This is a genomic window from Collinsella aerofaciens (assembly GCF_964283865.1).
Classification (GTDB): domain Bacteria; phylum Actinomycetota; class Coriobacteriia; order Coriobacteriales; family Coriobacteriaceae; genus Collinsella.
The window spans coordinates 1-21,860 of record NZ_CAXYLS010000004.1; the positions used below are offsets into that span (position 1 = coordinate 1).

Genomic DNA, 21,860 nt, shown 5'->3' on the forward strand with positions numbered 1-21,860 from the left:
GGGTGGCTGAGCCCGATGGAGTACCGCAGGAAGCTTGGATACGCCTAGGCGCGGTCCAAGAAATCGTCCGCACCCCCTTTTGCGGTTGAAACGTTTAAACAATCCCTATTTCACCGCACCTTACAGAAGGGAATGAAAAAAGGCGGGGGCTCCGAGTGGAGTCCTCGCCTTTGTTACAGGGGGCGATGGTATTCGCGTGTTGCGGGATTAGACCAGACGGGCGTTGATCGTCTTGGCGATCTCGGCGGCGTCGGTGGAACCCTTGACGGTGGCACGGAAGTCCTCGTCCATGAGCGCCTCGGCGACCTTGGACAGGATCTTGAGGTGCGTAGTGCCGGCCTGGGCACCGGGGATGAGCAGGGCGATAGCCACGTTGACGGGAGCGCCGTCCATGGTATCCCAACCGGTCACGCCGGACTCGTCCTTGACGACGATAACGGCAGCCTCGGTAATGGCATCGGACTTGGCATGCGGGATGGCGAAGCCCTCCATCATGCCCGTGGTGCCCTCGGCCTCGCGGGCCAGGAAGGCGTTCATCACGGCGTCGGCGTCGCTTGCGATACCGGCCTTGACGGCCTGGTTGGAAACGAAGCTCAGAGCCTCGTCACGAGAAGCGAAGTCCTCGGCGACAAAGACGTTCTCGACCTTCACGAAGTCAGCAGCCTCGGCCTTGGGGGCCTCGACGGCAGCGGCCTTGGGGGCCTCAACGGGCTTGGCTACAGGAGCGGCCTTCTGGTTCTTCTCGAAGTCGTACTTCTTGAAGGCCACGAACAGGATGCCACCGACCACAGCGCCGATGAGGATCGCGAGGACCCAAAGCGGACCGTTCTCGACAACGGGCAGGACCAGGAAGCCACCGTGAGGCGCCGGATCGTGAACGTTGAACATAATGGTCAGGATCGAAGCGATAGAGGAACCGAGCATCATGATGGGCATGACGGGCCAGATGTTCTTGGTCATGAACGGAATGGCGCCCTCGGTGATGTGGGTGCAACCAAGGATGAGGTTGACGACACCGGCGTCGTGATCCTCCTGGCTGAAGTACTTCTTGCCGACAACGACGGCAAAGGTGGTGATCAGCGGCGGAACGATGCAGGCGGCGGAGACGGCAGCCATGAAGTTGGTGCCGAAGTTATAGGTATCGGTGCCAACACCGGCGGCCAGAGCCTCGGTGAGCATAGCGGTACCGGTGACGTAAGCAGCCTTGTTGACCGGGCCGCCCATGTCAAAGGCGCACATGCAGCCAATGGCAAGACCCAGGACAACGGCGCCAGAGGCGGACAGGCCCTTGAGGAAGTCCATCATGGCGGTGTTGATGGCAGCCATGGGGCCGGAAATGCCGAGCATGACCAGGCCGACGATAGCCGTCGAGAACAGCGGGTACAGGAAGATAGCCTTGAGGCCGTCCAGATTCTTGGGCAGACCGGCAAAGACCTTCTCGAGCAGCAAGATGACATAGCCGGCAAGGAAGCCGCCGACGATGCCGCCCAGGAAGCCGAAGCCCACGCCGGCGCCACCGGCATCGATCATGCCGGTCTCGGCGTTAACAGGCAGGCCCTGGATGGCGATCATACCGGCAACAAAGCCGGGGACGAGCGCCGGGCGCTTGCCGATGGATTCGGCGATGTAGGCGGAAAGCACCGGAACCATAAGGTTCATGGCGATGCCGCCGATGATCTTGAGCATCGCAGCAAAGCTGTTGTAGTCAGACGCCGTCGAATCGAAGGACGTAATGCCCCACAGGAACGAGACAGCGGTCAGAACACCACCAGCAACAACGAAGACCAGCATGTGGCTGACGCCGTTCATGAGGTGCTTGTAGATGACGTGGCCGATGGACTCCTTCTCCTCGACCTCATCCTCGACATCGGCAGCGGCTGCAACCGTGCTGTCGCCCTTGGCGGCGAGCGCGCGGTCAATCAGCTTACCGGCGGCCTCAACGGACAGGGCCTTGGAAACACCAACGGAAACCATGGGCTTACCGGCGAAACGCTCAGCCTGGACATCCTTGTCGGCTGCGACGACGACGGCCTTGGCACCAGCGATCTCACTCTTGGTGAGCTCGTTCTCGACACCGACCTGGCCATGAGTCTCGACCTTAATGGTCAGACCGCGCTCGGCAGCTGCCTTCTCCAGCGCTTCCTTCGCCATGAAGGTGTGCGCAATGCCGGTCGGGCAACCGGTGGCGGCGATGATGTCAAACTTAGCCATGTGTCCCTCCTTCTTGAGTACAGCGCCCGCGGGCGCTCCCCTACACGCGCTTCGATGCGCGTTTTTCCACAACTGAAAGATACCAACCTACCGTCCGCGTGAGAAGAGGCAAGGTGCAATTCTCCGGTGAAAGGTTCTTTCATAACCGTAAACGGTAGGTGAAAGTTTACCATCAACACTTGAAACGGCAAGGTGTATCTTGTAATTGGAAATGCCCGTATACTATGGCATTGCAAATCAAATTGGATTTTCATGCCAACCAGGAGCCATCCATGACCGATAGTAGCAAGAGCGCACTTTCCCTCATAAGCACCCATCAGGGATACAGCGAGTCCGAGCAGCGCATTGTCGACTATATATTGGAGCACCAGTCCGAGGCGCCGCGCCTCACGGCCGCTCAGCTCTCACGCGCCGCCGCCACGTCCGAGGCGACCGTTTCGCGCTTCTGCCGCAAGCTTGGCTTTGGTAGCTTCCGCAGCTTTCAGTTTTCGTTGGCGAGGGATTTGGAAAGCCAGCGTAACGAGGGCCTGACTGACGAGGTCTCGCTCGACAATATGGAGCAGAGCCTCAAGAATATCCTGGCTGCCAAGGTGAGCGAGCTTAATGCGACCATCGACGGGATCGACCACGATACGCTGGCGGCTGTTGTGCATGCCCTTAAGCATGCAGGGGTTATTGAGTTTGCAGCTGTGGGCAATACGAACGCGGTCGCGCTCGATGCGACGTTTAAGTTTTCGCAGCTGGGCCTGCGCTGCATGGCGAGCACCATTAGCGAGACATCAATCGGCTTTGCGCTCACGTTACGCCCGGGTGACGTCATCGTGCTTATCTCAAACTCCGGCAAATCGCGCCGATTGAATCGCATGGCAAAAGCGGCTCGCAACTGCGGCGCAACCGTAGTCGTCATCAGCAGTGACAGCAAATCCCCACTCGCGCGCCTGGCAGACTACACTTTTAATACCGTCAACCACGAAGCGCTGCTGACGACAGGCGACTTTGCGTTCTCCAAGATCAGTGCCACGATGATCATCGAAGTCATCTACAACTTCCTGCTGCCCGAGATTGAAGACGCGCGTGAGCATATCAGCTACTACGAGGAGCTCATCCAGCCGGATAAGGTCGTTGAGTAGGTAGATTGGGGAGCCGATAGACGCCCCTCGCCACGAAATCCGCCCATCTACTACGTTTTAACCTCAAGCGCCAACCATACACCCAAAATAGAGAAAACCGCAGGCGTTCTACCTGCGGTTTTCTTTTTGCAATTCTTGGCGTGGTTGCCGATGCCCTGCCAAACGTAGTAGATGGACCCGTTTCGTGGCGGCCGGATTGGACATACATGTGGCGGCTCGGCCTAGGCACGCGCCTCCGCAAGCATCTGTTTGGCGTGCGCCAGGCTTGCCTCGGACTGATCGCCGCTCAACATGCGGGCGATCTCGGCGGTACGCGCTTCGCCGGTTACCTCGTCCAAATGCGTCTGGGGAACATCGCCCGGTTCCTTACTGACAACATAATGCTTGTCGGCCATGACGGCGACCTGCGCCAAGTGGGTTACGACAATCACCTGATGCGTAGCGGCGAGATCTGCCAGCACGCCCGCGAGCGCACGCGCCGTGGAGCCACCGACACCAGCATCGACCTCGTCAAACACCAGCGTATCGACACCGTCCGCGTTACCGAGGACAACCTTGCTTGCCAGCATGACGCGGCTGAGCTCGCCGCCCGACGCAATGCGGCGCAGGGGGCGTGGCGTCAAGCCGGCACCGCTGCGGTATAGCAGCTCGTAACTCGAAGGACCAACCGGCGTCCACTCAGCACGGGGAAGATCGCGCGACTCCCAGACGAGCTCGGCACTACCCATCTCCAGGCGAGCCATCTGGCGGCCAACCTCGTGACAGAAGCGCGGGGCCGCCGTATTGCGAGCGCGCTTAAGCGCCTTGGCGGCAGCAAACAGTTCGTGCTCCGCCGCGCCAAGCGCTTCACGCGCCATTTTGATCTGTTCATCGCCATCATCAACCAGCGAAAGCAGCTCTTGCGAGCGATCACGCATGGCAAAAACATCGTCCATGGTCGGACCCCACTGACGCAGCAGGCCCTTGAGGTCGGAATACCGCTCGCGCATGCGAGCGAGCTCGCGAGGATCGAAGGCGACCCCATCGCGATAGGCGCGCAGCTCGTTGGCACAATCCTCAAGCGAGATGCAGGCATCCGAAAGCGTCTCGGCAATGTCGCCCAGTTTGCGATCGACGGTAGCCATTCGGGAAAGCTCTGCCACGGCGCTGTTCACGGCATCGAGCGCTCCCCCTTCGGCGGCAAGCGATGCATGGGCATCGTTAGCTGTGGCAACCAGTACCTCGGCATGTTCGGAGCGCGGCAGCAATTCCTCGAGTTCCTCATACTCGCCCGGCTTAGGGTCGACCTCGCCGATGCGCTCGAGGGCAAAGCGCGCCTCCTCGACACGACTCCCCTGCGCACGCGAGGCCTCCTCAACGCGACGGACCTCCTTGGCAGCCGCGCGCGAGGCTTTAAAGCAAGTACGGTAGTGCTCGAGTGCCTCGAGCGCAGAGCGCCCCGCCCAGGCATCGACCATGGCAACGTGATGCGCCGGGTCGAGGAGGCGCTGGTGCTCGTGCTGACCGCACAGATCCATCATCACGCCGACGCGCTCCGAAAGCTCGCGCACGCTGGCGATGCGGCCGTCAATCCTCACGCGGCTGCGGCCCTCAGCAGAAAGGCTGCGCTGGACCGTGAAGCCCTCCGTGTCGTGCGGGCCGTCAAACAGGCGTGCCTCGACGCTCGCCAGCGCCTCGCCCTCGCGCACCGTCGACGAATCCGCACGCTCGCCCAAAATAAGCTTAAGGGCCGAGAGCAGCGCGGTCTTGCCGGCGCCGGTCTCGCCTGTCAGGACAGTCAGGCCGGCACTCGGCACCAGCGTCGCCTCACGAATGAGTGCAATGTTAGAAACCTGCAGCTCATCGATCATGACGGACTCCGTAGAATACGCGGCTCACCGAGTTGTAAAAACTCTCGGGGCCGTAGTCGAGCAGCAGCACATCGCCTGGGCCTCGGCGCACGGCCACGCTCTCGACCGTGCCGTCGCAGGTAATAAACTGTCCATCGATAGCGATCGCCGGAACGCTCGGGCGATCATCGGACATAAAGATTTCGACGACATCACTCGGCGAAGTCAAGAAGGCACGGGCCTGAATGGTGTGCGGCGCAATGGGTACGCAGACCATACCCGTATAGTCGGGGCTCACAATGGGGCCACCTGCACTGAGCGCGTACCCCGTAGAACCAGTCGCCGTGGACACGACCACGCCGTCGCCACGCAGTCGATCGATATGGTGGCCCGACACCGTGATGTCGAACTCAACCATATCGGACAGGGGGCCGCGCGTGAGCGCCATGTCGTTGAGGGCGAACGTGCGCACGACATCCTTCGTGCCATCGTCGCGCACGGACACGATATCCGCGGCGATGGTGGCGCGACGGCTCACGTGCAGCTCGCCGGAAAGGGCGTCGCTCACGACCTGCAGAATGTCGCGCTCCTCGGGGCTCGCAGCAGTTAAAAAGCCCAGGTGACCATAGGAAAGACCGAGGATAGGAATCTCGCGATGGTTGAGGATGCGGGCAGCGCGCAGCAACGTACCGTCGCCGCCGAGCGTAATGACCAGATCGGAGCCGTCAATATCAGGCGTGCTTTGAATCTTCGATCGCTGGTCGGCAGCCCATGCGACCTCATAGCCCTGGCGCGTCAGCCAAAGCTCGAGCATCAGGCCGCTCTCAACCGCCTCTTGCTTGTAGTAATTGGGAACCAGAAAGACCTTCATAGCGTTGCAGCTTTCTCGCTCAAAACCGATACCTGGAATTGCAGCTCGTCTTGCGTGCGGTCGCCGGGGTCAAATCTCGTGCCGTACAGGAAAAACTCAACGTTTCCCTTGGCACCATGAATGGGCGACACGCACACATCGACCGGGAACAGCCCCTTGGCAGCAAAGAGTTCAACTGCCGCAACGAGTGTATCGCGGCGCACGGCGGGATCGGTCACAATGCCGCCCTCACCCACCAGCGCCGCCGGAGCCTCAAACTGCGGCTTTACAAGCGTGCAGAATGCACCCGTAGGCGCCAGGCACGCCAGCACCGCATCGATAATGTTCGCGATGCTGGTAAACGAGACATCACACACAGCCAGGTCGATGGCGCCGGCATAGCCAAGCTCAGGCAGCTGCGTCACGTTTGTGCGCTCATGCAGCGTCACGCGATCGTCCTGACGTAACGACCAATCGAACTGGGCGCGACCAACGTCCACCGAGACAACGGTCGCAGCTCCGCGCTTGAGCAGGCAATCGGTAAAGCCGCCGGTAGAGCAGCCCACATCCAGACAGGCAAGGCCCGTCGGATTGATACCAAACGTATCAAGCGCGCCTTCGAGCTTAAGACCGCCGCGGCCAACATAGGGAATGCGCCCCTTCACGTGCAACGGCAGGCCCGGGGTCACCTTAAGGCCCGGCGAAGTCAAGCGCTCGCCGCCACTCGAGACCAAGCCAGCCATAAGAGTGCGAAGGGCATCCGCGCGATCGGCGCAGATGCCCTGTGAAATCAGTTCGTCATCAAGACGCACGCGTTTCATGAATGCCATCAACCATTCGTATCCGGAGATGCGGCCTAGCTATCCTGGGATTCGTTTGCCGCATCCTCATCGTATTCCTGCTCGAGCTTGTCGGCCTCACGCGGCGTCAGCTCAAACTTGTCGACCATGTCGACCGCACGGGAGCCCAGCTCAATCGCCTCGTCAAACAGATCGAGCGAACGCTCCAAGGACGTATCCTTAGAGCGAACGGTAGCTATGATCTGGTCCAAGCGGTCCGAAATCTCGTCGAAGTTGCGGACGGAACCCTCTGGCATGGCTACTCCTCGACGGTACCGGTCTCGGCCTCGGCGACCTCAGCAGCGTCCACGTCCTCGGACAGCACGCCAGTCTCGGCCTGGGCAACCGCAACCTTTGCGGCAGCCTCGGCAGCCTGTGCCTCCTCGCGAGCGCGATCTTCGGCCAGCAGCTCCTGGTATAGGTCCTCGCCCGGCAGCTCCTCGCTGCGAGCGATCTTACCCAGCACGCCGTTGACGAACGACGCGGACTGGTCGGTGCCATAGGCCTTGGCAAGCTCGACGGCCTCGTTAATCACGATGGCGTCAGAGACCTCCTCGTCGGTGAGGAAACGCATCTCGTAAACGGCGATACGCAGCAGGTTGCGGTCGGCGCCGGGCATGCGCATAAGATCCCAGTTCTTGGCAACAGAGCGCAGAGCACAGTCGATGCGGTCGATATGCTCATAGGCACCGCGGCACAGCTCCAGCGCATAGGGGTCGAGGGGACCCTTCGAGATCAGGAAATCACCCTCGAGGACGCGCTCGAGCGGGCTGTCCGTGGCCTCGGCCTGGAACAGAAGCTGAAGCGCCTGACTGCGGGCAAGAGTACGCCCGCGATAAACCTTAAGGCTCAAAGGTTACTCCTTGGGGAAAACGAGGCCGTCGATACAAACGTCAACGCGCTCGACCTCAACGCCAACCTGGGCATCGATGGCGGCGACCACTGCGGCGCGAACGGCCTCGGCGAGTTTCTTGAACGGATAGCCAAAGAACACCACGACACGCACAGTGAGTGCGAGCTTGTCGCCGACGACCTCGGCCTCGACCGCCGGCTCGGAAGCGGGGGCCTTGGACGAGAGCATCATGGAGACAAGGTTGGTGGCAAGGTCCTTGACGCCAACGGAGGCGATGCCCTCGACATCGGACACGGCGCGCGAGACGATGGCGGTCAGAACATCGGGCGAAATGCCGATGCCGTCAATCTTGATTTCCTGGAGCATGAATCCTCCTAGAAGAGTTGGTTGCTAGACGCGGGAGACGAACTTGCCGTCGCGGGTGTCAACCTTGATGACCTCGCCCTCATTGAGGTACATGGGGACCTGGATAACAGCGCCGGTGTCGATCGTGGCCGGCTTGGTGGAACCCTGGACGGTGTCGCCCTTAAAGCCCGGGTCGGTCTGGACGATAGTAGTCTCGATGAACATCGGCGGGGTCACGCCCATGAGCTCATCGTCGGCGAAGAGCAGCTGGCAGACGTCGTTCTCGCGCAGCCACTTGGAGTTCTCGCCCACCATGTCCTCGGGAACGGGAACCTGCTCATAGGACTCGTTGTCCATGAAGATGTAGTCGGTGCCATCGTTGTAGAGGTACTGGAACTCACGGGTGGTGAGCATGACGCTCTCGAACTTGGTGCCGGCGTTGCAGGTGTTCTCGACGACGCGGCCGCTCTTGATGTCGCGGGTCTTGTAGCGCACAAACGCGCCGCCCTTGCCCGGCTTGACATGCTGGAACTCGACAATGGTGTAGACCTTGTCCTTGATGCGGAGACCGAGGCCGTTCTTGAAGTCGGCGGTAGAAATGGTAGGCATAGCGACCTTTCTTGTTACGGGCAGAACGCACAAGCGTCCAAATTACATACGATGGAAATTATACACTTGCAGACGGCGCCTGCAGCGAGCGCATAAAAAGAGAACGCGGGACGTCCGAATCGATCCGAACGCCCCGCCCCAAACTATCTACCGAAGTAGACTAGCAATCGATAACGTGCAGGTCATGCGGGGTCTTAGTGAAGGGCTCGTAGCCGTTCTCGGTGACCACGCCGTAGTCCTCCAGGCGCACGCCGCCCACGCCGGGCAGGTAGACGCCGGGCTCCATGGTGATAACCGAGCCGACCTCGATGGTGTTCTTGCTGCGGTTGAAGTTGGGCAGCTCGTGGATGTCGATACCGACGCCGTGGCCCAAGCCATGGTTATAGTAATCGCCATAGCCGGCATCGCCGATGATCTTCTTGGAGAGCTTAAAGATGTCGTTGCCCTCGACGCCCGGATGGATGGCGGCGACGCATTCCTCGTGCGTGCGGCGCACGAGTGCGTACAGGTCGACTTGCTCCTGCGTGGGCTCGCCCATCACGACGGTGCGTGTCATGTCGGAGCGGTAATCACAGTAGCCCGCGCCGTAATCCATAAGAACGAAATCGCCCTTCTCGATCACGCGGTCGCTCGGCACGGCATGCGGGTTGGCGGTGTTGGGACCGCTCGCCACGATGGAGCCGAAGGCAAGGCTATCGGCGCCGTTGGCGAACATAAAGTTCTCGAGCTCGTTGCGAACCTGCTTCTCGGTCATACCAGGCTTAATAAAGCCGAGCATGTGCTGGAAGGCGGCGTCGGTGATCGACTGCGCATGGCGCATGAGCTCGATCTCCTCAGCGTCCTTAATGGCGCGCATCTTGCGAATGTCGGCATGCATCAGCGGCAGCATGCAGGCGACGGAACGATCCTCCAGACCACGCTGAATACCCTGATAGAAGTTGATCTGCATGTCGTCCTCGACAGCGCAGACGCGGCACTTGTTGGCCGCGATTTTGCCGGCGACCCAACCGGGGATGGTGCCCTCGTCCATGTCGTAGACCCAAGGGCTGCCGGCGGGCGTGTTCTCCTCAAAGCTGTTGAGGTAGCGCGAGTCGGTGTGGAACAGGCACTGGTCGGCCGTAATAAACGCAGCGTGCGGAAACTCGAAGGTGTAGTCGAAGACGCCTTTCACGCCCGTAAGCCAACGAAGGTTGGCCTCGTCGCGTACCACGATGGCGTCGTAGCCACGCTCGGCCATAAGGGCACGGACACGCTCGATACGACCGGCGGGACCGGCAGCAAACTCAGACATGCAGATTCCTTTCTTGTTGTCTCTAAAAAGACGGGACGGGTCTCAACCGAACGACGGAATCGCATGCGATCCGCAACCGATTGGAAACCCGCCCCTCAACATGATACGAAAGACGATGGATGTCAATAAAACTTAGAGAAGTTCTTTGCGAGAAGCCAAGTAGGCGTGAGCATGGCGCTCAAGAACCTCGTCCTCAACGTTCGTTAGGCGAATGGCGCCGAGTGCCGCGGGCAGCGGCAGCATGCTGCGGTTTGAGCGCGCGAACTGCTGCCTGCGGAACTCCTCGATATATGCGGCAGGCTCCAGATCGAAGGCAAGTTCCTCGATACCAAAGTCCTCCAGGCAGTCATCGACCTCAAAGACGTAATCGATATCAAAGTCGCAGGCATCATGTGCTAAGCGCGCCTCAAAGCGCATGCCCTCAGACAGCAGCTGGTAGGCAGGAACCTGCGCCGCGGCTTTACCCAGGCAGGCGCGCAGGGTACGCTCCCCCATCTTGCCAAAATCGAGCGCATGGCGGGCGCTCGGGTTCGTGGCCATCAGTACGTCCTTACGGGCAGTCTGAGACCACTGAACGGCATTGACGAGCGCGACCTCCTCGCCCGCGAGAATCTCGGGGACGGTCTCAGTAAACTGATTCCAGCGGGACTTGCTGCTCGAAAGCATGGTGCCAACAAGTACCGCATAGCCGAGCTTGAGGTCCTCGGGGTCCGCCTCGCGAACAAGGTCGAGGTCGCACACGACCAAGCCCGGTTCGGGACGAAACGCGATAGCGGGAAGCGCATTGGCCGACGAGGCGACGAGCGGCTTCATGGTCGTCGCGACCGTGAGCATGGCGTCAAACGTCGTCGGCAGCAGCGCGCACTCGGTGCGACCGCACCACTGGTTGGCGCACCAGCTAACAACCGAGCAGGTTGAGGCATCGCCAACGGCGACAACCAAATCGTCGCAGGTAATGCCGTTAGCCGACAGGGCGCCAAAGACGGTATCGGCATCGGCCAGCGTAGCGCCGGCAGGCGAAACCTCGAAGACGAGCAGCGACACGGCAAAGCCGGCGTCGACCAGCGCATGCTCGACGACCTCGCCAAAACGCTCGGATGTGGCGTCGTTCCAAACCACCATCGCGCGCTTAGGCTTGCCCACGGCCGAGGCAAACATGCGCGAAAGCTCATCGAACGCACCCAATCCGACACGGACATCGACGCTGCGGTTTTGGAAATTGATCAGTTGACGGCGAATCATAGCAGTCCACGCTCCAAAAGCATCTCGGCACAAAGGTAGGAAACGTCCTCGAAGGACTTGTTGCGAATATCAAGGGTAAGGTCGGCGGCCTGTCGATACAGCGGACGGCGATGCTCAAACAGGCGCGCGGCATGCTCGGGCGAGCGGAAATCGGGGCGCGTGTCGGACCGACGAATCTGGCGAATCGAATCCTCGAAGTCGCCCTCGAGGTACACACACGTACCCATTTCGTGCATCAACTCAATATTCACCGGCGTCTCGACGATACCGCCCCCGCACGAAACCAACAGGCTGCGCTCGCTTTGGAGCGAACGGAGCGCCGAGGTCTCGAGCTCGCGAAAACGATCCTCGCCCTCGGTCTCAAAAATCTCGGTTACCGACTTGCCGCAACGGCGCACGACCAGGCGGTCGGTATCGATAAAACGCCGCTTGAACATAGTGCCGACGTTGCGCGCGAGTGTCGATTTGCCCGCGCCCAAAAAGCCGATAAAGAAGATATGGTCGCAGCCGTGTTTGATGTGCTGAGACATGGCGAAACCTATTCCTCGCAGGGAAGGTCGCGCAGGGCCCGGCGCTCAAAGATACGGAAGATCTGCGTGTACCACAGGTCCTGGGTTGCCTGCGGCTTAACCAGGATAGTATCGACGCCGGCAAAATTGCCGCTCCACACATCAGTGTAGAGCTGATCACCGATCAGCACCGCCTCGTCGGCTGTGGCGCCGAGGCGCTTAAGACCCGCCTTGAGGGCAAACGGCGCCGGCTTCATGGCGTGGCTGATGGCCTCGAGTCCCAGCTCGCGTGCAGAGCTCATGACCTGGTCGCGATGCCAGTTGTTGGACACCATGCACAGCTTAAAGCCTTTGGCGCGGGCGGCATCGAGCCAAGCGGAAACCGCGGCGGGAACCTGCTCGGTGTCGCGCGGCACCAGGGTGTTATCGCGATCGAGCAGAATGGCGCGTTTGCCGTCGGCCCACAGGGTATCAAGGTCGATGCGATCGACCGAGGCAACGTATCGTTTGGGGCTAAAAATCCTCATGCAAATTCCAAGACTGTTGATGCTCTTCGTAGGTTTGCGAGAAGTACTCCTCGTCCTGCGTAATGTAGAAATACAGGTCATCGGAGTCGGTCGGCTCAAGCGTGGCCTTAAGCGCCTCGAGCGACGGAGAGCAGATGGGCGTGGGCGGCAGGCCCTCGTGCTTATAGGTGTTATACGGACTATCGCTCTGCAGGTCGTCGGCGGTAACCTCGCCACCGGTGACATACATCATGGTCGCATCGCTGTTGAGATAGCGCAGACCGTCGAGCTTGCCGGCAAGGCGGTTGTAGAAGACCGAGGCCACGTGCGCACGTTGATCGGCGTTGAGGCCCTCGCGCTCAACGATAGAGGCCAAGTTGACGATGTCGTAGTCGGACATCTCCACACCATAGCGCTCCTTGATCTTGGCTTCGCAGCTCGCAAAGTCAAGCGACTTGTACTCGGTCTTAAACTGATCGAGCATAGCACGAATCACGTCATCGGCCGTCGGCGAATCGCCCAACGAATAAGTCTTGGGGAACAAGAAACCCTCAAGCGAGTCGTTGGCGGCGCCCTTAAGGAAGCTATAGTCGTCCACGTAGTTGGAGGCCTTGGCCTGGTTGAGGAAGTCTTCCTTAGAGATGCCGTCGTAGGCCTGGGCCACACGGTCGGCGACTTGATCGACCGTTAGGCCCTCAGGGATAGTCAGCGCATTGGAGCCCGCGTTGGGACCTTCCATGAGCTGCTGAACAACCTTGGTCGCATCCATGAGCGTGGTAAACGAATAGGTGCCAGGCTTGAGCGACATATCGGCGTTGAGCTTTTTCACCGCCGCATAGTAATCCTTGGGATTTTCGACGATATGGTTCTCGGAGAGAATCGAGGCGATAGTATCGCCCGAAGCACCGTCGGGAATGGTCACCGTAACCTGCTGACCAGCCGTGACCTTGGTATCCCCACCGGCGAAGAAGCCCTTGACGGCCGGCACGACAAAGAAAGCGATCGCAGCAAGCGCAAGCACCGCCACCACAACGCCGATGATCATGGGAACCGGAGCACTCTTCTTTTGAGCACCGCGACGAGCATGCGTGTTGTAGCTCGAGCGGGTCGCCGGAGCAACGCCATGCGAACCGCGAGTGTGATGCGAATGCGATTGAGGGGCCTGAGTTCGCTGGGTAGGTGCCTGCTGCTTAAAGCGGGTACCGCCTGCAGGCTGGGCCGTACGAGCAGTGGGCTGCTGAGCCGCGTGAGAAGCCGAATGCTGAACAGAACGAGCAGAAGGCTGCTGACCCGTCCGTTGAACAGGTTGGGCCGAATGAGAGAAGGACTGCACCGAGCGCGCGGCAGGCTGAGCTGCGCGCTGCGTCGGCTGTGCCGGACGCTGGCCAGGCTGAGCAGGGCGCGACGCCGGCTGCCGTGTACGATTCTGCTGGCGCGGATCGGAAGCGCTAGGCATGCGAAACCTCCTCGTTTTTGCGATCGAGCCACGTCTGCAAGAACAGGCTGGCGGCGATCATGTCAATCTTGCCCCTCATCTGCTTTTCGTTGAGTCCCTGCTCGCGCAGGATACGCTTTGCCTCTTGCGAGGACAGGCGCTCATCCTCAAACTCAAGCGGAAGATCGAGCTCTTGGGCAATCTTTTGCGCAACGGCGGCAACGTGCTCGGCCTGGGGGCCGGGCTCACCGGCCATGGTCAAGGGACGTCCGCTTACCAGGATATCGGGCTCATAGTCCTCAACCAGGTATCGGAACGTCTTGGCCATGCCAGTGACCTCGGCAGCCGGGAGCACCTTGACGGGCATTGCCATCTTGCCATCACGGCTCGAGACGGCAATGCCAATCCGGGTCTCCCCTATGTCCAGCGCGAGCGCGACCACAGCGACTACTTAAGCGCCGAGCGCGGTCTTGGCAGCCGCGAGGGCATCGGCGATACCGGCAGCGTTCTTGCCGCCAGCCTGGGCCATGTTGGGACGACCGCCACCGCGACCGTCGACCAGGCCCGCGATCTGCTTGATCACGTTACCGGCGTGGAAACCGGCCTTGACGGCGTCATCGGAGCCGGCAGCGAGCAGGGCCGGGGTGCCCTTTTCGGTCACGCTAGCGACGACGCAGGCGACGGGGCCGGCGACCTTCTGGTGCACGGTATCCCAGACGTTGCGCAGGTCAGCAGCCTCAAGGCCCTGGAGCTCAGCGACGACGAGCTTGTAGCCGTCGAGCTCGACGGCGCCCTCGATGGCGCTGGAGATAGCATCGGAGGAGCCACCGGTCAGCGCCTTCTTAAGCTTATTGGACGTCTCGCGCAGCTCAGCCTGCAGGTTTTCCACGCGGGCGGGAACCTCATCCACACGGCACTTGAGCGCAGCAGCGGCGGCGTCGACGAGCGCCAGACGGTCGGCCATGTAGTCGAGAGCACCCTTAGAGGTCACGGCCTCAATGCGGCGGACGTTGGAGCCCGTAGAGGACTCGGAAATGATCTTGAACAGGCCGATCTCGGCGGTGTTGGCGGCATGGGTGCCACCGCAAAGCTCACGGGAGAACGGCTGGTCCTCGGCGCCCACGGAGACAACGCGGACGACGTCGTCATACTTCTCGCCAAACAGGGCGACAGCACCGGCGGCCTTGGCCTCGTCGATGCCCATGACGCGGGTCACGACCGGCTTGGAGGCGAAGATCTGCTGGTTGACCAGGTCCTCGACAGCCTTGAGCTGCTCGGAGGACAGGGCCTCGAAGTGCGTGAAGTCAAAGCGCAGGTGCTCGGGCGTCACCAGCGAGCCAGCCTGGGAGACATGCTTGCCCAGGACCTGCTTAAGCGCGGCGTCGAGCAGGTGCGTGGCGGTGTGGTTGCGACGCAGGAAGCCACGGCGCTCGGCGTCGAGCGCGGCGGTCACGGTAGTACCGACGGTCAGCGTACCCTCGGTGACGTGGGCGACGTGAGCATACAGGCCGTTGTGGTTCTTGGTATCGGAAACGGTCAGCGCAACGCCCTCGGCGGAAAGCTCGCCGGCGTCACCCTGCTGGCCGCCCATCTCGGCGTAGAACGGGGTGCGGTCGAGAACAACCTCGACATCCTCGCCCGCAGCGGCGGACTCGACGGACTCGCCGTTGCGAACGATAGCGACAACTTTGGCATCCTCGATCACATCGTTGTCATAGCCGTCGAACTCGGTCGCAGCGACCTTGTCCGAAAGCTCGACCCACACGTCGTTGAAGCTGCCCCAGGCGTCGCCCTTGGCGTTGGCGCGAGCGCGGGCCTTCTGGTCCTCCATGCAGGCGGTAAAGCCGTCCATGTCGACGTCGTGGCCAGCGACGCCGGCAATCTCGACGGTCAGGTCAATGGGGAAACCAAAGGTGTCATGCAGCTTAAAGGCGACGTCGCCCGGAAGGACAGCACCCTCGGCAAGCGCGGCCAGGGCCTCATCCAGGTAGACGCGGCCGTTGTCGAGCGTCGTGGAGAAACGCTCCTCCTCGGAGGCGACGATGCCCTTAACGAGCGCGACGTTCTTGAGCAGCTCGGGATAGGCCTCGCCCATCTGAGTGTTGACCTCGTCGATAAACTTGGTTAGGAAGGCGCCCTCGATGCCCAGCAGACGACCGTGGAACACGGCGCGGCGGAGCAGGCGGCGAAGAACATACTCGCGACCCTCGTTACCGGGGAGAATGCCGTCCGAGATCATAAAGTCAACGGCACGAGAGTGATCCGCGATGATGCGCAGGGAGCGGCTGGCACCGGAATAATCGTCGGCGTCATAGGTCTTGCCGCTGATCTTCTCGCCCAGCTTGATGAGGTGCTGCATCAGATCGCCGTCGTAGTTAGCGGTCTTGTGCTGCATGATGGCGGCCATGCGCTCCAGACCCATGCCCGTATCGAGGTTGCGGTGCGGCAGCTCCGGCATGGAGCCATCCTCCTGGCGGTCGTACTGGGTAAACACGAGGTTCCAGAACTCAAGGAAGCGATCGCAGTCGCAGCCAGGCTTGCAGTCGGGGCTGCCGCAACCGACCTCCTCGCCCATGTCAAAGTAGATCTCGGAGCACGGACCGCAGGGGCCGGTGGGGCCAGCAGCCCAGAAGTTGTCGTCCTCGCCCAGACGCGAGATGTGATCCTCGGCAACGCCCAGGGAGCGCCACACGTCATGTGTCTCGTCGTCCTCGGTAAAGACGGTGAAGTACAGACGGTCGAGCGGCAGCTTGAACTCCTTGGTGATGAGCTCAAAGGCCCAAGCGCAGGCCTGCTGCTTGGAGACGCCACCAAAGGAGAAGTCGCCGAGCATCTCGAAGAAGGACAGGTGACGGCCGTCCTCGCCGATGCAGTCGATGTCGTTGGTGCGGACGCACTTCTGGCAGGAGATCGCGCCGATCTCCTTCATGGTCTTCTTGCCCTGGTAATACTCCTTAAACTGGTTCATGCCGGCGTTGGCAAGCAGCAGCGAAGGGTCGTCGGGGACGAGGGACGAAGAAGGATAGAGCTTAAGACCGCGCTCCTCAAAGAAGTTGAGGAACTTAGAGCGAATCTCGGCCGTAGTCATTGACGGGTAGTCAGCACTCATAGAGGGAGTCTCCTCGGTTTCACATCGAAACAGTTCAAACGTAAAGATATTACCATCCCACCGCGCCTGTGCAAAAAAGAGAGCCGCCAAACAGCGACCCTCCAGCGAAAGTGCACGTTATTTAGTACTGTGCGATCCTTTGAAAAAGGACTGCTGTAGAATTACATATAAGAGTCACCCGGAAGGAGCGATCAATGAAAAGCAAACGATTTTTCCTCAATGCACTTCTGTTAGCGGCACTTTTAACGCTATTGGCTTTCTCCTGCTGGTACGCAAACCAACCAGCATTTGGCTACGTGTTGTATGCAGTAATGTCCGGCGATAAGGCTTATTACACTTTACGCGCAATTGACATTCTCTTTTTCTATGTTGCCGGTCCCTTATCAATCGCTTTGCTCGCGTTTCTTGTCATTTACAACTTCAAGAAACGTTAATGGGGCCTATTTAGAATCCGAATCGTCCATGGACCCGTCGATGCCGGTTTTGGTATCGTCATCAGAGCTGGAATCGTCATCCTTGGCGAAGGGATTCTTGAAGAAACCCGTGGCATCGGGCTGAAGACCCGAGAGCTTGATCCAGGGATTATCGAGCTCGGGCTTGGGCATAGCCTTGGCCTCGGGCGCGGTCTCGTTGCCGATGAGCTCGGACTCGTAGATGAAGGTGTCGTCGCCGAGCGCGTCGTAGGCGGCGACCGGGTTGCCCTCGGTATCGCGATACGGCGTGCCCTTAAACACGGCGCCATCGTATGCCACGAGCTGGCGACCGGTCTCGTTCTCAAAGTAGTAGACGAAAATGCCCTTGAGGGCCGCGCACAGCGGAATGGCGATAACCATGCCGATGGGACCCATGAGTGCCGAACCGATAACGAGAGCCGTCAGGCTCATAACGGGATGCACCTGCACCGAGCTCTGCATGACCTTAGGCGAAATGACATTATCGGTGACGTTTTGAGCCACCATGGTCACGACAAGCGTCCATAACGCCAGCATAGGGCTGAACATAAACCCGAGCACCGTGGCGATCGCCGCGCTCACCCAGGGACCGACAACCGGAACCAAGTGCATGATGCCGGTGAAGATGGCCATAAGTGCTGCGTATGGATGGCCAATGAGCGTAAAGCCGATAAAAGCCAAAAAGCCACCGCAGATGGACGTCACGACCATGCCGCGCATATAGCCGCCGACCGAGCGTGAAAGGATGGCAACCATAAAGCGGTACGAGGTCTCTTTTTCCTGTCCGATGATGGTGCAGACCTCGTGGTGCATACGGGGATAGTCGCAGGCCAACCAATAGGCAAGCACCAAGCCCAGGAAGATGACGAACAGCTGCGAGGCCGTATTGGTAATGAGCGGGAATACACCGCGACCGAGCTCGGCAGCGATTTGCGAGACGTACTTGGACGCTACGGTAACCAGCGAAGAAAGATTGTCGTCCAGATACTCCTTGAGCGGCGTGTTGTTGAGCGTCTTGGCGTGCGAGAGCATCTCGTTGAGATCGCCACCCGCAACACGAAGCTGCTCGGGCAGGCGGCTCAGGACTTCCATGATTTGACCGAGCAAAATAGGCGAGAGGATGCAGACAACACCAACGAGCACCGCCACGACCACAATAAGCGCGATAAGCGAACCGATGCCGCGATTCACGCCGTGATGCTCGAGCCAGTTGGTGATCGGCGACATGACAAAAGCGATGATGGAACCGACTGCCAAAAACTCGATAACCGGCGCCAGGATGCCCATAAGGTTAAAGATGACGGCAGCGATAACAATGCAGCCGACGACGCCCCAAATGCGCAGCGTCAGAATACGGGTATCACGCAGCGTGCGGTCGATTTGTTGGGGGTGCTCACTCATGAACGAACCATCACTCCGTCGGGGTCGATCTTATCTTGAATCTTCTTAAGGGTACGGCGCAGCAGGCGCGAGACCTGCACCTGCGAGATGCCAAGCTTCTTGGCAATCTCGATCTGGGTCATGCCCTTAACGAAGCGCAGCTCGATAACCTCGCGCTCGCGCGGCGAGAAATCGCGGATGGCTTCCTCGATTACCAGGCGGTCATCGGTAAAGTCGAGCTCGTTGTCGTCGTCGGCATAGCGATCGAGAATCGAAGGCGCATCATCGGAATCGGACGCACCGGGGGCCTCGATGGGCACCGAGGTGTAGGCCGAGGACGATTCCATGGCTTCGAGCACCTCGTCGACGGTCACGCCAAGGTAATCGGCGATTTCCTCAACCTTGGGCGAGCGCTGAAGCTCGTTGGTAAGCTTATCGGTGGCCTGGTTAACCTTGGCAGAGAGCTCCTGCAGACGACGCGGCACGCGCACACTCCAGCCCTTGTCGCGGAAGTGGCGCTTAATCTCGCCCAAGATGGTGGGTGTGGCAAACGTCGTGAACTCAAGTCCACGCTCGGGATCAAAGCGATCGATAGCCTTGAGCAAGCCCAAGTACCCGACCTGCAAAAGGTCATCGAGCGGCTCGCCGCGGTTCTTGAATTTGTTGGCAAGAAACCTTACCAGGTTCATATGGGACATGACGAGTTGCTCGCGAGCATCCGGATCACCGGTCTCCTTATAACGACGAAACAGCTCGCGGGTTTTCTCCTTGTCCCAAGCGGTCTTGCCGCTCCGGGAGCGTTCGGTCATATTAGATATCCGCCTTGAGGTCGAGGGAAAGCGTTAGGGGCGCTGTAGTCTTTTCGTAGGAGTCGCACACACTCGCCAAAATGAGCTCGGCATACACGGCAGCCTGGTCATCCTCATCAACAGTCGCCTGGTCGCCAAAGGTAAAGGTCATGCCCACATGCGATTCGTCGACATCGAATTTGATCAAGATATCGTCGGAATCAACAGCCGTGCAGCCAAAGATGAAGGCTTCTTCGGCAGCCATACGAATGTCCTCGATGCGATCGACGGACATAGAGCACAGGGCGCCGACGTTGGCGGCCGTCATGCGCACCAAGCGCGCGAGACGCGGATCACCGGCAACGCTCAGCGTAATGGGGCAGGTTGCTTCGCTACTCATCGCAGGACTCCTCGGAGGTCTCGGCAGGCGTATAGGTGTAATACTGAGCAGGCTTAGCAGCGGGCTTCTGAACATCATCGTCGTCAGCAGCGGCATCGTCGTCGCCAATCAGAACGCGCTCAGTGGGCTGCTCGGCCTCGGCGGCGGCAGCGGCGAGCTTGCGATCGGCGTCGGCTGCAGGAGCCTTCACCTTATTGAAGAGCTTCTGCACGGCGCCAGCAGCAGAATCAGTTACGCTCGATACGGCATTGCTGGCCTCAGCCACGCTGCCCGTGACCTCGGAGATGTCGCGAACGACCGCCTCAACCTCAACGAGGTTAGACGTCAGAGCATCAACGGCAGTCTTGCTCGACTTGAGGAGCGGCTCAACCTGTGCCAGCGCGGGGGTGAGCTCATCGACAGCGCCGTCGAGCTTTGCCACCACAGGCTGTGCCTCGGCGAGCGTATTGTTAAGGTCACTCACCGTCTTGTCGAGCGAATCAACGACGGTGCGGGTCTTGCGCAGCGTGAGCGCGAGCTCGACAACAGCCCACACGCCGGCAACGGCGAGCAACAGCAGGGCGATTTGAATGGGACTCATACAAGCCTCCCAAAGGAATCGAAATACAGACGCTGTTCATGGTACCCCAAAGGGGACCGAACATGCCAAGCGTGAGATCCTGGGACAAAATAATCAGCAGTTACTTCGGAGCATTACCGCTACGGTCGCGTTCGCTTTGCTCAACACGCCACTCTTCCCAACCGCGGCCGGCAGGATGCCAGAAGGCGCCGCGCTCCAGCCCCTCGGGCAAATAGCGCTGGTCGACCCAGCCTTCGGGATAATCGTGCGGATACTTATACACACCGTATTCGTCGCTGCCCGGACGATGACGATCGCGCAGATAGCTCGGCACCTCACGAAGCCCACTAGAATGGATATCGGCCAGCGCCGCATCGATTGAAGCCTCACACGCGTTGGATTTAGGCGCCAAGCACACATAGAGTGCAGCCTGAGCCAGGTTAATGCGGCACTCGGGATAGCCAATGACCTCGGCAGACTTAAACGCGGCATGCGCCACCAAAAGCGCCTGCGGATCGGCGTTGCCAACATCCTCAGAAGCCTGAATCATAATACGGCGTGCAATAAACTTGGGATCCTCCCCTGCATCGATCATGCGCGCGAGCCAATAAATGGTAGCATCGGGGTCGCTGCCGCGCATGGACTTAATGAACGCACTGATAATGTCGTAGTGCATGTCACCGTTTTTGTCATACGAAAACCCACGGCGCGGATTGGCGATCTTCACATCGTCGACCGTGATGGGATACCGCTCCCCCGCCGCCGGAGCCGGCGTCCCCTCGGTATCGGGACGCGTGACGGCAATCTCGCTCGCCAACTCAAGCGTCGTCAGGGCCGAGCGTGCATCACCCGCTGCCAGCGTGCAAATGGTCTTGACCGTATCATCATCGGCCGAGAATTTGCCGTTCAGGCCCTGAGGCGCCTCGAGCGCACGCTCGATAAGCATGGCGATATCCTCGTCCTTTAAATGCTCAAGCTCCACGACTCGACCACGTGAGAGCAGCGCCGAGTTGACCTCGAAGTACGGATTCTCCGTCGTAGCGCCAATCATAATGACGGTACGGTTCTCAACTGCATGCAGCAGGGCATCCTGCTGCGACTTAGAGAAGCGGTGAATCTCATCGATGAATAGAATGGTGCGGCGGTCGTACGTATTCAGGCGCGTCTTGGCCTCATCGATCACGCGGCGCAAGTCCTTTACGGTGCCCGTCACGGCGCTGACCTCGACAAACTCGCTCTTAGTATGGTTGGCGATAATGTGGGCCAGCGTCGTCTTACCCGTACCGGCCGGCCCGTACAGAATCACGCTCGAAAGCACGTCGTGCTCGATCGCGGCACGCAACCATGAGCCCTTACCGACGGCCTTTTGCTGGCCCACATAATCGTCGAGCGAATTGGGGCGCATGCGCACCGCAAGCGGCGCATTCTGAAAGGAACGCTCGCGCGTCGAAGCAGAAAAAAGGTCGTCCATAGCCATCCCGTGCATCAATCAAAAACGTTTTCCACAAACAGTATACCGAATA

General features: G+C 60.0%; 22 protein-coding genes. 2 read left to right on the forward strand and 20 right to left on the reverse strand.

The window, feature by feature from the left end; all coding sequences use genetic code 11:
- Positions 1–207: 207 nt before the first annotated feature.
- Positions 208–2,211, reverse strand: a complete 2,004-nt coding sequence (locus ACRX4W_RS03710; protein WP_368138533.1) for a fructose-specific PTS transporter subunit EIIC — start codon at positions 2,209–2,211, stop codon at positions 208–210.
- 272 nt (positions 2,212–2,483) lie between these two features.
- Here ACRX4W_RS03710 and ACRX4W_RS03715 point away from each other — a divergent pair, with 272 nt between their 5' ends.
- Entirely contained in the window at positions 2,484–3,341 is an 858-nt protein-coding gene (locus ACRX4W_RS03715; protein ID WP_226790721.1) for a MurR/RpiR family transcriptional regulator, read from the forward strand.
- A 221-nt stretch (positions 3,342–3,562) separates the two neighbouring features.
- Here ACRX4W_RS03715 and ACRX4W_RS03720 read toward each other — a convergent pair whose 3' ends face one another.
- The 14 genes from ACRX4W_RS03720 to alaS all read right to left on the reverse strand — a co-directional run bounded on the left by ACRX4W_RS03720 (position 3,563) and on the right by alaS (position 16,758).
- Positions 3,563–5,191, reverse strand: coding sequence for a DNA repair protein RecN (locus tag ACRX4W_RS03720; protein WP_432299230.1), 1,629 nt, complete (start codon positions 5,189–5,191; stop codon positions 3,563–3,565).
- Positions 5,181–6,041, reverse strand: a complete 861-nt coding sequence (locus ACRX4W_RS03725; RefSeq protein WP_117746039.1) for an NAD(+)/NADH kinase — start codon at positions 6,039–6,041, stop codon at positions 5,181–5,183. The genes ACRX4W_RS03720 and ACRX4W_RS03725 overlap by 11 nt, the downstream gene beginning before the upstream one ends.
- Entirely contained in the window at positions 6,038–6,841 is an 804-nt protein-coding gene (locus tag ACRX4W_RS03730) for a TlyA family RNA methyltransferase (RefSeq protein WP_229028394.1), read from the reverse strand. Before ACRX4W_RS03730 ends, ACRX4W_RS03725 begins: the two co-directional genes overlap by 4 nt.
- 35 nt (positions 6,842–6,876) lie before the next feature.
- Positions 6,877–7,116, reverse strand: coding sequence for an exodeoxyribonuclease VII small subunit (locus ACRX4W_RS03735; RefSeq protein ID WP_006233978.1), 240 nt, complete (start codon positions 7,114–7,116; stop codon positions 6,877–6,879).
- A 2-nt stretch (positions 7,117–7,118) separates the two neighbouring features.
- The gene (nusB, locus tag ACRX4W_RS03740; protein WP_349076110.1) at positions 7,119–7,712 is read right to left on the reverse strand and encodes a transcription antitermination factor NusB; all 594 of its coding nucleotides are present in this window, start codon (positions 7,710–7,712) and stop codon (positions 7,119–7,121) included.
- Between the two features lie 3 nt (positions 7,713–7,715).
- Positions 7,716–8,078 carry an Asp23/Gls24 family envelope stress response protein gene (locus ACRX4W_RS03745; RefSeq protein WP_432299232.1) on the reverse strand — a complete coding sequence of 121 codons (363 nt, stop codon included), beginning with the start codon at positions 8,076–8,078 and terminating at the stop codon, positions 7,716–7,718.
- A 24-nt stretch (positions 8,079–8,102) separates the two neighbouring features.
- Positions 8,103–8,666 (reverse strand): elongation factor P, encoded by a 564-nt coding sequence (gene efp, locus ACRX4W_RS03750; protein ID WP_117799248.1) that lies wholly within the window; start codon positions 8,664–8,666, stop codon positions 8,103–8,105.
- A 160-nt stretch (positions 8,667–8,826) separates the two neighbouring features.
- Complete coding sequence (locus tag ACRX4W_RS03755; protein WP_343000843.1) at positions 8,827–9,957, reverse strand: M24 family metallopeptidase; 1,131 nt, start codon at positions 9,955–9,957, stop codon at positions 8,827–8,829.
- 132 nt (positions 9,958–10,089) lie between these two features.
- Positions 10,090–11,199 carry a hypothetical protein gene (locus ACRX4W_RS03760; protein ID WP_432299235.1) on the reverse strand — a complete coding sequence of 370 codons (1,110 nt, stop codon included), beginning with the start codon at positions 11,197–11,199 and terminating at the stop codon, positions 10,090–10,092.
- The gene (locus ACRX4W_RS03765) at positions 11,196–11,729 is read right to left on the reverse strand and encodes a shikimate kinase (RefSeq protein WP_035138190.1); all 534 of its coding nucleotides are present in this window, start codon (positions 11,727–11,729) and stop codon (positions 11,196–11,198) included. Before ACRX4W_RS03765 ends, ACRX4W_RS03760 begins: the two co-directional genes overlap by 4 nt.
- Positions 11,730–11,737: 8 nt before the next feature.
- Positions 11,738–12,235 carry a YqeG family HAD IIIA-type phosphatase gene (locus ACRX4W_RS03770; RefSeq protein WP_117646451.1) on the reverse strand — a complete coding sequence of 166 codons (498 nt, stop codon included), beginning with the start codon at positions 12,233–12,235 and terminating at the stop codon, positions 11,738–11,740.
- Positions 12,222–13,670, reverse strand: coding sequence for an endolytic transglycosylase MltG (gene mltG, locus ACRX4W_RS03775; RefSeq protein WP_432299238.1), 1,449 nt, complete (start codon positions 13,668–13,670; stop codon positions 12,222–12,224). The genes ACRX4W_RS03770 and mltG overlap by 14 nt, the downstream gene beginning before the upstream one ends.
- On the reverse strand, positions 13,663–14,091 hold the full coding sequence (gene ruvX, locus ACRX4W_RS03780) for a Holliday junction resolvase RuvX (protein WP_432299240.1): 429 nt from the start codon (positions 14,089–14,091) through the stop codon (positions 13,663–13,665). Before ruvX ends, mltG begins: the two co-directional genes overlap by 8 nt.
- A gap of 9 nt (positions 14,092–14,100) precedes the next feature.
- Positions 14,101–16,758: an alanine--tRNA ligase gene (alaS, locus tag ACRX4W_RS03785; RefSeq protein ID WP_432299242.1), complete on the reverse strand. Its 2,658-nt coding sequence runs from the start codon at positions 16,756–16,758 to the stop codon at positions 14,101–14,103.
- Between the two features lie 194 nt (positions 16,759–16,952).
- Here alaS and ACRX4W_RS03790 point away from each other — a divergent pair, with 194 nt between their 5' ends.
- Complete coding sequence (locus tag ACRX4W_RS03790; RefSeq protein WP_117736302.1) at positions 16,953–17,192, forward strand: hypothetical protein; 240 nt, start codon at positions 16,953–16,955, stop codon at positions 17,190–17,192.
- Between the two features lie 6 nt (positions 17,193–17,198).
- Here ACRX4W_RS03790 and ACRX4W_RS03795 read toward each other — a convergent pair whose 3' ends face one another.
- The 5 genes from ACRX4W_RS03795 to ACRX4W_RS03815 form a co-directional block, all read right to left on the reverse strand.
- Positions 17,199–18,611: an AI-2E family transporter gene (locus tag ACRX4W_RS03795; RefSeq protein ID WP_432299244.1), complete on the reverse strand. Its 1,413-nt coding sequence runs from the start codon at positions 18,609–18,611 to the stop codon at positions 17,199–17,201.
- Complete coding sequence (locus ACRX4W_RS03800) at positions 18,608–19,399, reverse strand: RNA polymerase sigma factor SigF (protein WP_117635146.1); 792 nt, start codon at positions 19,397–19,399, stop codon at positions 18,608–18,610. The genes ACRX4W_RS03795 and ACRX4W_RS03800 overlap by 4 nt, the downstream gene beginning before the upstream one ends.
- 1 nt (position 19,400) lies before the next feature.
- On the reverse strand, positions 19,401–19,778 hold the full coding sequence (locus tag ACRX4W_RS03805; protein WP_432299246.1) for an ATP-binding protein: 378 nt from the start codon (positions 19,776–19,778) through the stop codon (positions 19,401–19,403).
- The gene (locus ACRX4W_RS03810; RefSeq protein WP_117758144.1) at positions 19,771–20,358 is read right to left on the reverse strand and encodes a hypothetical protein; all 588 of its coding nucleotides are present in this window, start codon (positions 20,356–20,358) and stop codon (positions 19,771–19,773) included. The genes ACRX4W_RS03805 and ACRX4W_RS03810 overlap by 8 nt, the downstream gene beginning before the upstream one ends.
- A gap of 100 nt (positions 20,359–20,458) precedes the next feature.
- Complete coding sequence (locus tag ACRX4W_RS03815) at positions 20,459–21,808, reverse strand: replication-associated recombination protein A (protein WP_432299249.1); 1,350 nt, start codon at positions 21,806–21,808, stop codon at positions 20,459–20,461.
- Positions 21,809–21,860 lie beyond the last annotated feature (52 nt).

Bases quoted from the DNA above. Each gene is read 5' to 3' on its own strand.
- ACRX4W_RS03730 (WP_229028394.1), bottom strand. From the start codon at position 6,841: ATGAAACGCGTGCGTCTTGATGACGAACTGATTTCACAGGGCATCTGC.
- ACRX4W_RS03760 (WP_432299235.1), bottom strand. From the start codon at position 11,199: ATGATTCGCCGTCAACTGATCAATTTCCAAAACCGCAGCGTCGATGTC.
- ACRX4W_RS03765 (WP_035138190.1), bottom strand. From the start codon at position 11,729: ATGTCTCAGCACATCAAACACGGCTGCGACCATATCTTCTTTATCGGC.
- ACRX4W_RS03745 (WP_432299232.1), bottom strand. From the start codon at position 8,078: ATGCTCCAGGAAATCAAGATTGACGGCATCGGCATTTCGCCCGATGTT.
- ACRX4W_RS03715 (WP_226790721.1), top strand. From the start codon at position 2,484: ATGACCGATAGTAGCAAGAGCGCACTTTCCCTCATAAGCACCCATCAG.
- ACRX4W_RS03710 (WP_368138533.1), bottom strand. From the start codon at position 2,211: ATGGCTAAGTTTGACATCATCGCCGCCACCGGTTGCCCGACCGGCATT.
- alaS (WP_432299242.1), bottom strand. From the start codon at position 16,758: ATGAGTGCTGACTACCCGTCAATGACTACGGCCGAGATTCGCTCTAAG.
- ACRX4W_RS03800 (WP_117635146.1), bottom strand. From the start codon at position 19,399: ATGACCGAACGCTCCCGGAGCGGCAAGACCGCTTGGGACAAGGAGAAA.
- ACRX4W_RS03805 (WP_432299246.1), bottom strand. From the start codon at position 19,778: ATGAGTAGCGAAGCAACCTGCCCCATTACGCTGAGCGTTGCCGGTGAT.
- ACRX4W_RS03795 (WP_432299244.1), bottom strand. From the start codon at position 18,611: ATGAGTGAGCACCCCCAACAAATCGACCGCACGCTGCGTGATACCCGT.
- ACRX4W_RS03770 (WP_117646451.1), bottom strand. From the start codon at position 12,235: ATGAGGATTTTTAGCCCCAAACGATACGTTGCCTCGGTCGATCGCATC.
- ACRX4W_RS03755 (WP_343000843.1), bottom strand. From the start codon at position 9,957: ATGTCTGAGTTTGCTGCCGGTCCCGCCGGTCGTATCGAGCGTGTCCGT.
- ACRX4W_RS03815 (WP_432299249.1), bottom strand. From the start codon at position 21,808: ATGGACGACCTTTTTTCTGCTTCGACGCGCGAGCGTTCCTTTCAGAAT.
- efp (WP_117799248.1), bottom strand. From the start codon at position 8,666: ATGCCTACCATTTCTACCGCCGACTTCAAGAACGGCCTCGGTCTCCGC.
- ACRX4W_RS03720 (WP_432299230.1), bottom strand. From the start codon at position 5,191: ATGATCGATGAGCTGCAGGTTTCTAACATTGCACTCATTCGTGAGGCG.
- ACRX4W_RS03790 (WP_117736302.1), top strand. From the start codon at position 16,953: ATGAAAAGCAAACGATTTTTCCTCAATGCACTTCTGTTAGCGGCACTT.
- mltG (WP_432299238.1), bottom strand. From the start codon at position 13,670: ATGCCTAGCGCTTCCGATCCGCGCCAGCAGAATCGTACACGGCAGCCG.
- ACRX4W_RS03810 (WP_117758144.1), bottom strand. From the start codon at position 20,358: ATGAGTCCCATTCAAATCGCCCTGCTGTTGCTCGCCGTTGCCGGCGTG.
- ACRX4W_RS03725 (WP_117746039.1), bottom strand. From the start codon at position 6,041: ATGAAGGTCTTTCTGGTTCCCAATTACTACAAGCAAGAGGCGGTTGAG.
- ACRX4W_RS03735 (WP_006233978.1), bottom strand. From the start codon at position 7,116: ATGCCAGAGGGTTCCGTCCGCAACTTCGACGAGATTTCGGACCGCTTG.